Genomic DNA, 12,610 nt, shown 5'->3' on the forward strand with positions numbered 1-12,610 from the left:
CAATCGTCGTTGGTATTCGTCGAAGAAGCGACGATTACACTGTCGCGCGATCGACACTCTGAGCGCTGGTCAGCGCGGCGACGAACTCAGACAGGCTGGCGTCGATGCGCGTGATGCCCTGCTCCTCAAGAAAGCGCGCTTCATTGCGGGTCGGTGGTTCCGTCAGCAGCGCCCAATGGCGATCGGACGAGCGCTTCATGATCTGCCGGGCGAAGCTGCGCTCGAGCTGTTCAGCAAAGCGACAACCAAGGAACAGGAAGTGACGGCCGGTGCGCAGCTCCTGCACCGGCAGCGGGATCGGCGTTTGAATGTCGATCTCTGTCAGCACTTCGACATAGTCGCTGTCGGAGATCAGGAAATTGCCGGCCGGCCGCACCGAGCCGAGCGGCTGATAGAGCAGCGTGAACCATCCCGCGACTTCGGCGGGCGGCCGCGCAAAAATGGTGGTGTCGTCGGTGACCAGCGCCGGCGGCGGTTCCGGCACCGCGCTGCCATCGGCGCGAAAATAGTTGAACCAGCGGCCGAAATGCGCGGTCTGGCTGACACCCTGCACCAGGCCCCAATTGCGGCGCGCCGCCAGCGCGCGCTGCGGCAGGTCGTCATACCAGGCGTGCACCACCAACGGCAGCAGCGGCAGCGCCGCCAGCGCGCGGTGCAGTTCCGTCGGCGCCATGTCCGGCGCGAACGCCTCGGTCATCATCTTGTTGAGCGTGACGCGATGCTTGAAGTTCTCGATATATTGCGCGGCGCTGGTGAGGTTGCCGCGCAGCTTGTGCGGCACCTTCACTTTGGTGGTGAGTTGCGCCACCAATTGCTCGGCCGAATCCGGCACGGCACAGGCGTCGCCCGCGAGCCGCAGCACGCCCGGCCCGAGATAGGGCACGACACGGCCAATACGCAGTTGATCGAGGATGTCGGCAAAGGCTGCGGTCATGTTACGCGCTCAGAGCTTGCGGGCTTCGACGGTGATCGGCAGCCGGGTATCAGCGGCCAGATCTGGCAATTCGAGCTGCCAGCCATTGGCGAGCGTGATCTGCCCGCCCCACATCTCCGGCTTTTCCATCGCCACGATCGGTTCTTCCAGATCCTTCTTCGGCACATAGGCCGATAGCTGCCCCTGCGCGCCCTTCCGAATCATCACTTTCATAACTTGTCATTCCTTGTTGGCCGCCCCTGCGGCTAGAGCGCAATGATCTCATCTTCAAGACAACCGACCAGCCGGCTGGCGCCGAACTCGACCAAATAGACCGGGGTGTTGCTCTCCACGTGAAAGCCGATATTGACGATCTCGCCGGTGTCGCCGGTCGGCACCAGCAGCGCGCCATCCGGCTGATCCGGAAACGAGCCGTCATTGCACAGATCGATCGACGCCTTGACCCGCTGTCCCCACTGATAACGCGGCTCGCCCATCACACGCCCTCCCGTACGGCCGGCTCGACCGACACCAGCTCACGCCCCTTCATGCCGACGCGGCGCCCCGCGGTGACGAAATCGACGCCGTAGATATAGTAACGCTGCAAGAACGTGCCGATCGAGACCACGTAGCCCTCATCGCCTTTCTTCACCAACAGGTCACCGATCTCCTTGCCGGGGAAGGTGCCGTCATTGCGGATGTTGAGGCGCGAGCGCACCTTTTGTCCGTATTCGAACGCCGGCGGACCGTCGAGTTCGACTTCATCGCTGTCACGGATGATGTTGCTCATCGCACTCCCTCGCTTCGATTGCCGCGGCCGCAAGGCGGCCGGCGGTAGGTGCCGTCACTGATCATCGCCATATTCCCGCCGCTCCCAGACACCGAGCAGCAGCTTGGCATTGATCTTGTCGGATGGATCGAGTTCGAGCAGCTTGCCGATTGCGGCATGGGCCTCGTCGAGATCGCCAAGCCGCATCTGCAAGTAAGCGTAGGCCTTTAGGCTGAACAGATAGAATCGCGGCAGCGCCGCGCCGAAATCGGAGAACGCTGCGTCAGTCGCATGGACGCAGTGCCAGTCGAGCGGCAGGTTGTTATCGCGCGCTGCCTTGATCAAGCATTGGCACGCCAGTTCCAGCGCTTCGTGCAGCCGGCCTTTATAGAAGAAGAACCGATAGAGCCCGATCAGCACCGCGGCGTGATCCGGCGCCAGCGCCAGCGCCTCGCACAAATGCTGTTCGGCCAGCTCGGCACGGTGATAGAGCGCCGCCGCCTGATCGAGATGCTGCTGGGCCGCCGCCGGCAGGCCGGCCCCCAATAGCGCGCTGGCGAGCGCCGCATCGCGGCCGAACATCGCCTGATCGTCGCCCGCCGCTGAATTCATGATCAGATCTCCCGCAGCTGGTGCGGCGTGTGGGTCGGCTTGACGACGTCGTCGCCACAGCTGCAGCCGGTCTTTTTTGGATCATGAAACATGAAGCCGCTGGTGGTCGGCGTTTCCAGAAAATCGACCACCACGCCGTCGAGCAGCGCCAGGCTGTCTTTCGGGATGAACAGCCGCAGATCGCCGATCATCACCACCTCGTCGTCGGCGCGCGGGCCGGTCTCGACATCGAACTGCGCGGCTAATCCCGAACAGCCGCCTGCCTTCACCGCGAGCCGGAAGCCGCTTGCCCCTGAACTGAACCGCAACATCCGGCGGATGAACTTGTCGGCAGACGGCGTGAGCGTGAAGGCCATGGTCCCCTCGTTAGGCTGGCGCTTGATAACGCGGCACTGCGCTGTCGATGCTACAGGTATGGTCAACCGGACAGACTGCGACGCATTGCGGCACGTCGTAATGACCGATGCATTCGGTGCATTTGCTGGCGTCGATCGCGAAACTGCCACCCTTTTCAAAGATCGCAGCATTCGGGCATTCGATCGCACAAGCCGAACATGACGTGCATTGCGAGGCGACGATCCGGTAAGCCATGCCCGCTCCTATGCCTCGGTGAACGCGCCCTGCCGGATCGCGGCATCACCGCGCACGACATGGCGAATTTCCGACTGGCCGACCCGGCGCAGATAATCTTTGAAATAGGCGATCACCGAGGTCTCGATGAATTCGAAGGCGTAGCTCTCGACCGCCTCGATACCCGCGCCCGTCAGCGAATCCTTCGGACAGATGCCGATCTTCGCCACCAGCACCGCGGTGCAGTCGTTGAGTGCCTTCAGGATCGGCTCGATGCCGGTCACGCTGGCATAGCCGCCCTCGCAATACAGATCGACGCGGCGATGGCCGATGAATTTCGCGCCCGCGGTCGAAACCTCGTAGATCTGAAATTCGTGGGCGTGGCCAAAATGTTCGTTGATGCGCCCGCCGCCCTTGGTCGCCACCGCGACCTGAATGGCAATGCCGCTGGCTTCATCATCGAGGGTCTTCAGCTCGGCCTTCTTGGCTTCGGCGATGGCGTCGCGCTCGGCCTCCACTTTGGCAAGATAGGCCTGGCGCGCGGCGAGGTTGTACGAGACCTCCATCTCTTCCACCTTGGCGTTGGTGAACTCATCGCTGCGGTCTTCGCCGAGCAGGCCGACCGCGTCGGCGCGGCACTGCCGGCAATGGCGCATCATGTTCATCTCGCCTTCGCAGGCATCCTGCAGCACTTTCAGTTCCTGCGCGGTCGGGCCGCGCTGGCCGGCGAGACCAAACGCAGTGCCGTGCTCCGGCGCCGAGATCAGCGGCATGATGTTGTGCAGGAACGCGCCGCGCGCCTTCACCGCCTTGTTGACTTCAACCAGGTGCTGATCGTTGACACCCGGGATCATCACCGAATTGACCTTCACCAGAATGCCGCGCGCGGTCAGCATCTCCAGGCCGAGTAATTGCCGCTCGCTGAGAATTTTGGCGGCTTCGACGCCGTGGTAACGGCGGTGATTGTAGAAGATCCACGGATAGATTTTGGCGCCGATCTCCGGATCGATCATGTTGATGGTGATGGTGACGTGATCGACCTTGAGCGCCGCGATCCGGTCGATGTGATCAGGCAACGTCAGACCGTTGGTCGACAGGCACAGCTTGATATCCGGCGCGGCCGCCGACACCAGCTCGAAGGTCTTGAAAGTCTTGTCCGGATTGGCGAGCGGATCGCCGGGGCCAGCGATGCCGAGCACCGTCATCTGCGGCACCCGCGAGGCGACCGCGATCACTTTCTTGGCGGCCTGTTCCGGTGTCAGCTTTTCGCTGACCACGCCCGGACGGGATTCGTTGGCGCAATCATATTTGCGATTGCAGTAGTTGCACTGAATGTTGCACGCCGGCGCCACCGCGACATGCATGCGCGCGAAGTGATGATGGGCCTGCTCGCTGTAGCAGGGATGGTTCTTGACCTTCGCCCAGATCTCCGGCGGCAGATCGCCCTGCCCCGCGGCCGAGCCGCAGCCACTCTTGCCGGCGCCGCCCTGGCTGCTACATCCGCCGCTTCCGAGCTGCTTGCGTAGCTCGCTGAGCGGAGCCGGTCCTGATGCGCCAAACTCGAGCAGTTGTGCCAGCTTCTGCATGTCCGTCCTCGTTGTCTGCCGCGCCGGGCGCGTTCATTCCCTGGTTGGTCAGCACTGACTACGCAAGTCGTATGCCAGCCCGCCAAACGAGAGCAGCCCGTTGATAATGCGAGGTTTTCGAGAAGTGGCCTGTCGCGATGCCGACAGCCCTTGTGCATGCGACAGGCGCAGCTGTTGCAAAGGTGACATCTGCGTACGCTGGCGGCGCATGGTTGTTCAGAGCGACGTCATGGCCGCAGCGCTTGAACGAAACAGCATCGATGGCCGCGCCATCTCATCGCCGGACTGATCGCCGGGCATCATGGCTATGGACGCGAGAGCCGATGCGACCGGAGGCGGCAACGCAGCTCCCATACCAACGGAAATTGATACCACCCCATCCGCATGTCATGGCCGGGCTCCGTCCCGGCCATCCACGTCTTTGATCTTGCAGCGCCTTCAAGACGTGGATGCCCGCGACAAGCGCGGGCATGACGAGTCAATGGTAGGAGCCGTTGGTATCACACGATATCGCCATTAACGAAATCGCCACTGACGAGATTGCGGCGAACGAAATCGCCTCTCAAAAGACATCGCCCCGCATCAGAGCCGATGCAGGGCGATCGAGGAGATCAGATCAGCTTGCCGCGTATGCGCGGCCAGCGTTGCGACCAGCGTTACGCTGGCACGCAGGTGCCTTCCACCGGGCACACCGCGGCGCATTGTGGCTTGTCGAACTGGCCAGCGCATTCGGTGCACTTGCTGGCATCGATCACATACATCTCGCGCTTCAGCGAGATCGCCGCGTTGGGACATTCGAACTCACAGGCGCCACAGACGCTGCACTGCGAGGCGACGATTTTGTAAGCCATGGACAAACTCCCTTGGATGGCATGAGCTGATCCATCTCCTTCAAGCCGCGTGCCAACTCGCCATTTGTCGATCTCAAGCAGCCAAACCTGGCTTTTCGCCGCTGAAACCGCCGTCAGCGAACGCTGGCGCTGTCGGATGTACGACAACAGCCATGTCGGTTGAGCGATATGAGACGATCAACTGGGACGCAATCGCAGGAAGCTACGCCTCCCGCGATTGTCAGAAGTGCTTGACCTCGATGTCGTGCTTCTTGAGCGCGTAGCCGACTTGGCGCGGCGTCAGGCCGAGCAGCCGCGCTGCCTTGGCCTGCACCCAGCCGGAGCGCTCCATGGCATCGATCAGGCGATCGCGTTCCGACAACAGCGCGCTGTCGCTGATCTCGCCGCTGCTGGCTGGCGCGGCCGGCGGCACCACCATCGGCCGGCTCGGCGCCAGCGGACGCGGCTCAGCCGGACCGAGCGAAGCAACCTCAAGCGGCACTTCCGGCGGCGGCCGCGGCGTCGAGCGCTGTTCGGTGTGGCTCTTCCAGAGGATCGACGACAAACACTCGTCGTGATGGCAGGCGAAGTCGTCGGCATGGATCGAGGGCCCCGGCGCCAGCGTCGCGGTGCGGCGCACGCAGTTTTCCAGCTCGCGGACATTGCCGGGGAACGAACAGCCTTTCAGCAGCTCGATCGCCTCGCCGTCGAATGCCAGCTCGCGCTCGTTCTCCTTGTTGAAGTTTTCCAGAAACGCGCTGGCCAGCAGCGGGATGTCGGTCGGCCGATCGCGCAGCGGCGGCAGGATCATCGGCACCACATTGATGCGGTAGTACAGGTCGGCGCGGAATTCGTTGCGCGCCACCGCTTCTTCCAGATTGCGGTTAGTGGCCGCGACCACGCGGACATTGACCTTGATGGTGTGATTGCCGCCGACCCGCTCGAACTCCTGCTCCTGCAGCACGCGCAGCAGCTTCGCCTGGAACGCCGGTGAGATCTCGCCGATCTCGTCCAGGAACAGCGTGCCCTTGTCGGCCAGCTCAAACCGGCCCTTGCGGGCATTGATGGCGCCGGTAAACGCGCCCTTCTCATGGCCGAACAATTCGGACTCCAGCACCGATTCCGGCAGCGCCGCGCAATTGACCTTGATGAACGGGCCGTTGGCGCGCGCCGACAATTCATGGATCGCCTTGGCGATCAGCTCCTTGCCGGTGCCGGACTCGCCGCGCAGCAGCACCGGCGAATGCGACTTGGCGATCACGCTGACCTTGGCCAGCAGCCGGCGGATCGCCGGGCTTTCGCCGATGATGCCATCGACGCGCACCTTCTTGCGCTCGCGGGTCGGCCTCAGTTCGAGCAGCTCTTTCTGCAAGCGATGGCTCTCCGCCATCAGCCGTTCGCGATCGCGGGTCACCACCCGATGCAGCTTGACGGTCTGGCCGATCAGATTGGCGACCATCGTCAGGAACCGGACGTCGGCATCCATCCGGAAGATCGAGCTGCCGTCGCGAATCCGGTCGATGGTCAGCGTGCCGACCACCCGGGAATCGATGCGGATCGGCACGCCGATGAACGACACCCTTGTCTCGTTGGTGGCGCCGAGCGCGGCGGCGTCAGCAGCGCTGAACACCGGATGGGCCGAGACATTTTCCACCACCAGCGGCACCGAGGTGGCGATGATCTGGTCGATGGCCTTGCCGGGCAGCCGCGCGCGATACCGGCCGTCGGTGCCCTCGTTCCAGCCGGCGCCCACGGTGATATCAGGCACGCCGTCATCGGCGAGCAGCGACACCGTGCCGTGCCGCATCTGCATGAACGACTGCAGCAGGTTGACGACGTTGGCGAGGGTGATTTCCAGCCGCGCCGGCGCGGTCAGGATCTTCGATATTTCGAAGATGCCGGTGAGAGCGATCTCACTCAGCGGTATCGGCGCAGCTGAATGCGCCTGCGGTTGCGATGCGACACGTGCGTCGGGGTAGGCCATGGTCTCTCTCCAGGCTCGACCCGCCTCTGACTGCTAAGTTCGAGCCTTGAACAATAGTGCCTGAGCTTGCAACAGATGTCGTGCACAACTTGAACGCAGTGGTGAGCAAATGACAGGCTGCGCCACCCCCGCGCAGTCACCGACCAACACTCTGAAACAACACGGCAAACCCGCAGCGCGGGAACCGTGTCACACGTCGTTCAAAGGCGCTGCGGCCACTGCCGCCCAAATAAGCGGCGGCGGCCGCCTAACTACCGCAGTACTACACCGCAGCGCGGAATAACTGTCACCCCAGGCGCTCAACGAGGTAGTTCGTTCACACGTGCTGCCCACCATTGATGTGAATCTCCTCCCCGGTGACGTAGCTCGCTGCCTCCGAGCACAGGAAGAACATCACTTTGGCCACTTCGTCAGGCGTGCCGATTCGTCGCATCGGGATGGTCGGCGCCAGCCGCGCCTCGGTCTCGGGCGACAGGATGTCGGTCTTGATCTCGCCGGGCGCGATCGCGTTCACCCGGATGCCATAGGGCGCGTAGTCATGCGCCATCTCGCGGGTCAGGCAGGCCAGCGCCGCCTTGGAGGTGGCATAGGCCGAGCCGGCGAACGGATGGACCCGCGAGCCGACGATCGATGTCACATTGATAATCGAACCGCTGCCGGCGCGTAGCTCATCGAACAACCCCTGCGCCAGCATGATCGGCGCCAGCAGGTTGACATGGAACACGCTCATCCAGGTTCCGATCGGGGTGTTCAGCGAACTCAGCCGTTCGCCGTCCAGCCCCTTCGGCGAGATCGCCGCATTGTTGATCAAGGCATGGAGCGGCGCACCGCCGAGTCGCTCCTTGAGTGCGGCGATGGCGCGCGGCAGCCCGCCGTGATCGCCGAGTTCCACCTCGACATGATCCTCGATGCCGTTGCTCCACGGACAACGGTCGTCACGGAACGGTTGCCGCGAGCAGGTGATGATCCGCCAACCAGCATCCGAAAACAGCTTTCCAGTGGCATGGCCGATGCCACGCGAGGCACCGGTCAACACCAGGGTCTTCTGACGCCCGGCGCGGCTGTCATGCTGATCGCGATGGAACGGACAGGCGCCGCCAGGCGGCCCCGCAACCGGGATCGCTTGCTCCGCATAGTGCCCCGGATTGACGCTTCCCACTGACGTTGCTCCCCTCGCTGGCGGCGATCCGCCATCACAACACCGCCCATTGCACGAATTGCGCCAATGCTGATCAGGGCGGGTGTGGACTGATTTGTCTCGGAGCCGACATCAACGTGCCGCCAAGCTGTTCGTTAGCCGACAACGCCGTCGTACTTGTGACGATCACCGCGACAAGTCAGCATCGCCTTACCGAAATGACGCGGCGCACCATGGTCCGCGTCTTGCTAGTTGTATGCTGATTGACGGTTAGCATCGGCCAACAGCACGATGACCAACAGCCGGGGTGAGTGGAATGCAGCGATCAGGCCACGCCGCAAGGAGACGAACCGCCGTCATCCTTGGCACCAATGAAACCGCCTCGGCGATTGCCGTGGTCCTGCACCGCGCCGCCTACAATGTGGTGATGTCGCAGGACGATGACTATCCGGTTCTGCGCCGCAAAATGTCGTTCTACGACGCGCTGTTCAACGAGAGCGCCAAGCTCGAACAGATTCGTGCCGAGCGGGCCGACAATGGCGTGCAGATCGCCAATGCGCTGCGCCATTCGGACCTCGTGCAGGTCACCTGGCTCGGCCTGCCCGACCTGATGCCGGCCGGGCCGATCGATCTGTTGATCGACGCAAGGCTGCAGCCGTGGCGGGTGCGGCCCGACCTGCGGCGGCTGGCGCGGTTCAGCGTCGGCCTCGGCGCCGGCTTTGTCGCGGCCGCCAATTGTGATGCCGCGGTCGAGGTGCCAGACCTCGGCATGCTCGATGCTCATTGCTGCGCGGCCGCGGCGCGCGGCGGGCGCTGGCACTGCGCGCTGCAAATCGGGGAACCGATCCGCTGCGGCATGGTGGTCGGCTATCTGGACGACAACGCGCTGCGCGCGCCCTGCGCCGGCGTGCTGCGCGGCGTGGTGCGCGATGGCCAGGCGGTCGCCGCCGGAACGACGCTGCTGGAGGTCGATCCGCGCGGCCGCCATGCGCAATGGAGCGGCATCGACGACGGCAATCGCGCGGTGGCGCGCGCGCTGATGCGAACCCTGGAAACGCCGCTGATCCGCGACGTCGCAGCGCCGGTTCACGCCGTACCGGAGCCCCGGTTTCCGGCCTGACTGATCGCTTTGCAGCGAGGTTTTCGCAGCGCAGCACATGCGCGCAGCATTGCATAGCAGCTAACTGAACGCCTTGCGACATAACGCCCGCGGCGCATCACGCTTGCGGTAGCAGCTACTTGACACAAGTCAGTCCTTCAACAGCTCTGTCACGCTGCCGGTTAACAGCCGGAACGCGCTGAAAAATACATAAAAGACAGATGGAGGAATGACATGCAGGGCTTGATGATGGACGTGCCGTTGCTGCTCAGCGGCGTGATCGATTATGCCGCCAGATATCACGGCGACGCCGAAATCGTCGCCCGCGAAATCGAAGGCGATGTGCACCGCTACACCTATGCGGATGCGCATCCGCGCATCAAGCGGATGGCGCTGGCGCTGCAGCGCCTGGGCATCAAGCCGGGCGACCGGGTCGGCACGCTGGCCTGGAATACCCATCGCCATTTTGAGATGTTTTACGCCGCGCCCGGTGTCGGCATCGTGCTGCACACCATCAACCCGCGGCTATTCCCTGATCAGCTCGTTTACATCATCAATCATGCCGAGGATCGGCTGCTGTTTGTCGATCGACTGACGCTGCCGATCGTGGAAGCGATCTTGCCACAACTGACCACGGTGGAGGGCATCGTGGTGATGGCTGCCCGCGATCGCATGCCGGAGACCAAGCTCAGCAACGTGCTGTGCTACGAAGACCTGATCGACGCCGAGGATGACACCGGATTCAGCTGGCCGAGCTTTGACGAAAAATCGGCGTCGACGATCTGCTACACGTCCGGCACCACCGGCAATCCCAAGGGCGTGGTCTATTCGCATCGCGCGGCGATCCTGCAGACCATGACCTGCTCGCAATTCGACTTCATCCCCGGGCATCAGGAAGGGGTGCGGGAAGTGATGATGCCGATGGCGCCGCTGTTTCACGGCAATGGCTGGAACATGCCGTTCACCGCGCCCTATACCGGCTCAAAGCTGGTGCTGCCGGGCCGCAACTACGAGCCTGACAAGCTGTTCGAGCTGATCGAGAGCGAAGGCGTCACCATCACCGCCGGCGTGCCGAGCTTCTGGCTGATCCTGCTCGACTGGCTCGGCCGCACCGGCAACAAATTCTCGACGCTGCGCGCCACGCTGTCCTCGGGATCGGCGCCGTCGATGGCGATGGTCAGCAAGCTCGATCGCGACTATGGCCTGCCCTACACCCAGGCCTGGGGCATGACCGAGGCGCTCGGCTGCACCATGCCGAGCCTGCGCCCCGGCTCGGCCGGACTATCCCCGGATGAGCGGATCGCGCGCCGCATGAAATCCGGCCGCGCCTGCTTTGGTACCGCGCTGCGCATTGTCGATGAGCAGGAGCGCGAACTGCCGCATGACGGCCAATCGGTCGGTCATCTGCGCGTGAAAGGCCCGTGGGTGGCGTCGGGCTATTTCAAATCAACCGAAGGGCTCGACCAGGACGGCTGGTTGATCACCGGCGATATGGCGGTGATTGACCCGCAGGGCCACGTCACCCTGACCGATCGTTCCAAGGACGTGATCAAATCGGGCGGCGAGTGGATTTCCTCGATCCAGCTCGAGGATATCGCGATGTCGCATCCCGACGTGCTGCAGGCCGCGGTGATCGCGATCCCGCATGAGAAATGGCAGGAGCGGCCTTTGCTGCTGGTGGTGCGCCGCCAGGGATCGACGCTCGATCAGGCGACGCTGCTCGACCATATGCGACCCAAGCTCGCCAGCTGGTGGCTGCCGGACGCGATCGAGTTCTTGAACGAGATGCCGATGTCCGGCACCGGCAAGGTGCAGAAGATGGTGCTACGCGAGCGCTTCAAGGATTACGCGCCGCCGGCGGCAGAACAGGCGCTGGCCGCAGGCTGAGGGCATTCGCTCGGCCGCACGCGGGCCGAGGGCTGCAGCGGTAATTGTTCAGCGTCAATTATTTCGCTGGGCATCTCGGATTTGATCGAGTCCTTACGACCAAATTCGACACCTTCCCAGACCCCGGTGCGTGCAGCGCGCCGGGGTTTTTCGTCGCCGGTGCTAACCGCGACGATGGGGCCAGCGCGAACTCGATGACCAGATCACTGCCCCCAAACGCAAAGAACCGGACCCCATGGGGCCCGGTCCCTGCAATACGGCTCCAGAGAGCGGTATTAGCCGGCGTTCACCTGCGAGGTGACCGCAGCGGCCTTACCGTTCCAGTACTTCGGGAACCAGGTGGTGTTCGACAGCAGAGCGGCGTGAACGAGGATCGCGATCACGGCAACGCTGCCCAAGAACAGCGGCAGACCAACGGTCGGCTTCACAACGGTCCAAATACGACCTTGATTCATTTTCTCTACTCCTCAATCCGACTGATTAGTGCAGCCAGGGGGTGTAAACGTAGGCGAGGAAGTGAGCGAAGATCGCCACCGCGCCGAAAACGCGGGTACCGTCGATCACATGCTTGTGGAGTTCTTCGGACTCCGCGATCGTCAGGCCGGTCGGCCAGACCTTGTTCGGATCGTCTGCCATTGTAAACCTCGTCAGAGAATTTGTGTTTGATCCGAGAACCACGTTGTCGCGGCCCTCAATCGCTGCTGACCTTACCCAGTCCGATCACGAGAACATTGAGCTAGAACAAATTTTCGTGAGCCAAAGTGGAAATCTACGGTAACTTAGAACCGTTCTCGGGTCCAATATGGATCATCCGGACAAAAACGGCCCGCCAACTCCCCAGGGAGCGGCGGGCCGCGGTATTTCGATGCCATGCTCGGCCGGTCGAGGGCTGCCGCTCTGAGTGGTCAGAGCCGCAGCCGCTCGCAGCGTCTTAGGCCGCGCGCACCGTATCGAGGAAGCGCGCCACTTCCACCTTGAGCCGGTTGCTGTCCTGCGCCAGCGCCTGGGCCGCCGTCAGCACCTGGCTGGAAGCCGAGCCGGCTTCGCTGGCGCCGCGCTGCACGTCGGAAATATGCGACGACACCTGCTGAGTACCGCGCGCCGCTTCCTGCACGTTGCGGGCGATCTCCTGGGTGGCGGCGCCTTGCTCTTCGACCGCCGAGGCGATGGTCGAGGCAATTTCCGACATCCGGCTAATAGTCTGGCCGATTTCCTTGATGGC

Annotated in this window: 15 protein-coding genes and 1 pseudogene; 2 read left to right on the forward strand and 14 right to left on the reverse strand. The window is 63.2% G+C overall.

Annotated elements, in window-relative coordinates:
- Window positions 1–34: 34 nt before the first annotated feature.
- The 11 genes from BJ122_RS05630 to BJ122_RS05680 all read right to left on the reverse strand — a co-directional run bounded on the left by BJ122_RS05630 (window position 35) and on the right by BJ122_RS05680 (window position 8,384).
- Window positions 35–934, reverse strand: a complete 900-nt coding sequence (locus BJ122_RS05630) for an SIR2 family NAD-dependent protein deacylase (protein ID WP_110780136.1) — start codon at window positions 932–934, stop codon at window positions 35–37.
- A 9-nt stretch (window positions 935–943) separates the two neighbouring features.
- Window positions 944–1,147, reverse strand: coding sequence for a putative nitrogen fixation protein NifT (gene nifT / locus BJ122_RS05635; protein WP_103012361.1), 204 nt, complete (start codon window positions 1,145–1,147; stop codon window positions 944–946).
- A gap of 32 nt (window positions 1,148–1,179) precedes the next feature.
- Window positions 1,180–1,410, reverse strand: coding sequence for a nitrogen fixation protein NifZ (locus BJ122_RS05640; protein ID WP_181418881.1), 231 nt, complete (start codon window positions 1,408–1,410; stop codon window positions 1,180–1,182).
- Window positions 1,410–1,703: a nitrogen fixation protein NifZ gene (locus tag BJ122_RS05645; RefSeq protein ID WP_027278309.1), complete on the reverse strand. Its 294-nt coding sequence runs from the start codon at window positions 1,701–1,703 to the stop codon at window positions 1,410–1,412. Before BJ122_RS05645 ends, BJ122_RS05640 begins: the two co-directional genes overlap by 1 nt.
- Window positions 1,704–1,757: 54 nt before the next feature.
- On the reverse strand, window positions 1,758–2,294 hold the full coding sequence (locus BJ122_RS05650) for a tetratricopeptide repeat protein (protein WP_110780137.1): 537 nt from the start codon (window positions 2,292–2,294) through the stop codon (window positions 1,758–1,760).
- 2 nt (window positions 2,295–2,296) lie between these two features.
- Window positions 2,297–2,650 (reverse strand): HesB/IscA family protein, encoded by a 354-nt coding sequence (locus BJ122_RS05655; protein WP_110780138.1) that lies wholly within the window; start codon window positions 2,648–2,650, stop codon window positions 2,297–2,299.
- 10 nt (window positions 2,651–2,660) lie between these two features.
- Window positions 2,661–2,885 carry a 4Fe-4S binding protein gene (locus BJ122_RS05660; RefSeq protein WP_110780139.1) on the reverse strand — a complete coding sequence of 75 codons (225 nt, stop codon included), beginning with the start codon at window positions 2,883–2,885 and terminating at the stop codon, window positions 2,661–2,663.
- 8 nt (window positions 2,886–2,893) lie between these two features.
- Window positions 2,894–4,450 carry a nitrogenase cofactor biosynthesis protein NifB gene (gene nifB, locus BJ122_RS05665; protein ID WP_110780140.1) on the reverse strand — a complete coding sequence of 519 codons (1,557 nt, stop codon included), beginning with the start codon at window positions 4,448–4,450 and terminating at the stop codon, window positions 2,894–2,896.
- A gap of 656 nt (window positions 4,451–5,106) precedes the next feature.
- On the reverse strand, window positions 5,107–5,301 hold the full coding sequence (locus BJ122_RS05670) for a 4Fe-4S binding protein (RefSeq protein WP_027278313.1): 195 nt from the start codon (window positions 5,299–5,301) through the stop codon (window positions 5,107–5,109).
- 220 nt (window positions 5,302–5,521) lie between these two features.
- Entirely contained in the window at window positions 5,522–7,264 is a 1,743-nt protein-coding gene (gene nifA, locus BJ122_RS05675; RefSeq protein ID WP_110780141.1) for a nif-specific transcriptional activator NifA, read from the reverse strand.
- Between the two features lie 316 nt (window positions 7,265–7,580).
- Window positions 7,581–8,384 (reverse strand): SDR family NAD(P)-dependent oxidoreductase, encoded by an 804-nt coding sequence (locus BJ122_RS05680; protein ID WP_110780169.1) that lies wholly within the window; start codon window positions 8,382–8,384, stop codon window positions 7,581–7,583.
- A 334-nt stretch (window positions 8,385–8,718) separates the two neighbouring features.
- Between BJ122_RS05680 and BJ122_RS05685 the strand changes: the two genes are divergently transcribed.
- Window positions 8,719–9,522, forward strand: coding sequence for a biotin/lipoyl attachment domain-containing protein (locus BJ122_RS05685; protein ID WP_110780142.1), 804 nt, complete (start codon window positions 8,719–8,721; stop codon window positions 9,520–9,522).
- Between the two features lie 213 nt (window positions 9,523–9,735).
- On the forward strand, window positions 9,736–11,388 hold the full coding sequence (locus tag BJ122_RS05690) for a long-chain fatty acid--CoA ligase (protein ID WP_110780143.1): 1,653 nt from the start codon (window positions 9,736–9,738) through the stop codon (window positions 11,386–11,388).
- A 275-nt stretch (window positions 11,389–11,663) separates the two neighbouring features.
- Here BJ122_RS05690 and BJ122_RS05695 read toward each other — a convergent pair whose 3' ends face one another.
- From BJ122_RS05695 to BJ122_RS05705, 3 genes and pseudogenes are all read right to left on the reverse strand, one after another.
- Window positions 11,664–11,843, reverse strand: coding sequence for a light-harvesting protein (locus BJ122_RS05695; protein ID WP_110780144.1), 180 nt, complete (start codon window positions 11,841–11,843; stop codon window positions 11,664–11,666).
- A 25-nt stretch (window positions 11,844–11,868) separates the two neighbouring features.
- Window positions 11,869–12,024 carry a light-harvesting antenna LH1, beta subunit gene (gene pufB / locus BJ122_RS05700; RefSeq protein WP_027278317.1) on the reverse strand — a complete coding sequence of 52 codons (156 nt, stop codon included), beginning with the start codon at window positions 12,022–12,024 and terminating at the stop codon, window positions 11,869–11,871.
- A 295-nt stretch (window positions 12,025–12,319) separates the two neighbouring features.
- Window positions 12,320–12,610 (reverse strand): annotated as a pseudogene (locus BJ122_RS05705) (methyl-accepting chemotaxis protein); the annotation flags it as partial.

This window comes from Rhodopseudomonas faecalis, assembly GCF_003217325.1.
GTDB lineage: Bacteria > Pseudomonadota > Alphaproteobacteria > Rhizobiales > Xanthobacteraceae > Rhodopseudomonas > Rhodopseudomonas faecalis.

Bases quoted from the DNA above. Each gene is read 5' to 3' on its own strand.
- BJ122_RS05630 (WP_110780136.1), bottom strand. From the start codon at position 934: ATGACCGCAGCCTTTGCCGACATCCTCGATCAACTGCGTATTGGCCGT.
- nifT (WP_103012361.1), bottom strand. From the start codon at position 1,147: ATGAAAGTGATGATTCGGAAGGGCGCGCAGGGGCAGCTATCGGCCTAT.
- BJ122_RS05640 (WP_181418881.1), bottom strand. From the start codon at position 1,410: ATGGGCGAGCCGCGTTATCAGTGGGGACAGCGGGTCAAGGCGTCGATC.
- BJ122_RS05645 (WP_027278309.1), bottom strand. From the start codon at position 1,703: ATGAGCAACATCATCCGTGACAGCGATGAAGTCGAACTCGACGGTCCG.
- BJ122_RS05650 (WP_110780137.1), bottom strand. From the start codon at position 2,294: ATGAATTCAGCGGCGGGCGACGATCAGGCGATGTTCGGCCGCGATGCG.
- BJ122_RS05655 (WP_110780138.1), bottom strand. From the start codon at position 2,650: ATGGCCTTCACGCTCACGCCGTCTGCCGACAAGTTCATCCGCCGGATG.
- BJ122_RS05660 (WP_110780139.1), bottom strand. From the start codon at position 2,885: ATGGCTTACCGGATCGTCGCCTCGCAATGCACGTCATGTTCGGCTTGT.
- nifB (WP_110780140.1), bottom strand. From the start codon at position 4,450: ATGCAGAAGCTGGCACAACTGCTCGAGTTTGGCGCATCAGGACCGGCT.
- BJ122_RS05670 (WP_027278313.1), bottom strand. From the start codon at position 5,301: ATGGCTTACAAAATCGTCGCCTCGCAGTGCAGCGTCTGTGGCGCCTGT.
- nifA (WP_110780141.1), bottom strand. From the start codon at position 7,264: ATGGCCTACCCCGACGCACGTGTCGCATCGCAACCGCAGGCGCATTCA.
- BJ122_RS05685 (WP_110780142.1), top strand. From the start codon at position 8,719: ATGCAGCGATCAGGCCACGCCGCAAGGAGACGAACCGCCGTCATCCTT.
- BJ122_RS05690 (WP_110780143.1), top strand. From the start codon at position 9,736: ATGCAGGGCTTGATGATGGACGTGCCGTTGCTGCTCAGCGGCGTGATC.
- BJ122_RS05695 (WP_110780144.1), bottom strand. From the start codon at position 11,843: ATGAATCAAGGTCGTATTTGGACCGTTGTGAAGCCGACCGTTGGTCTG.
- pufB (WP_027278317.1), bottom strand. From the start codon at position 12,024: ATGGCAGACGATCCGAACAAGGTCTGGCCGACCGGCCTGACGATCGCG.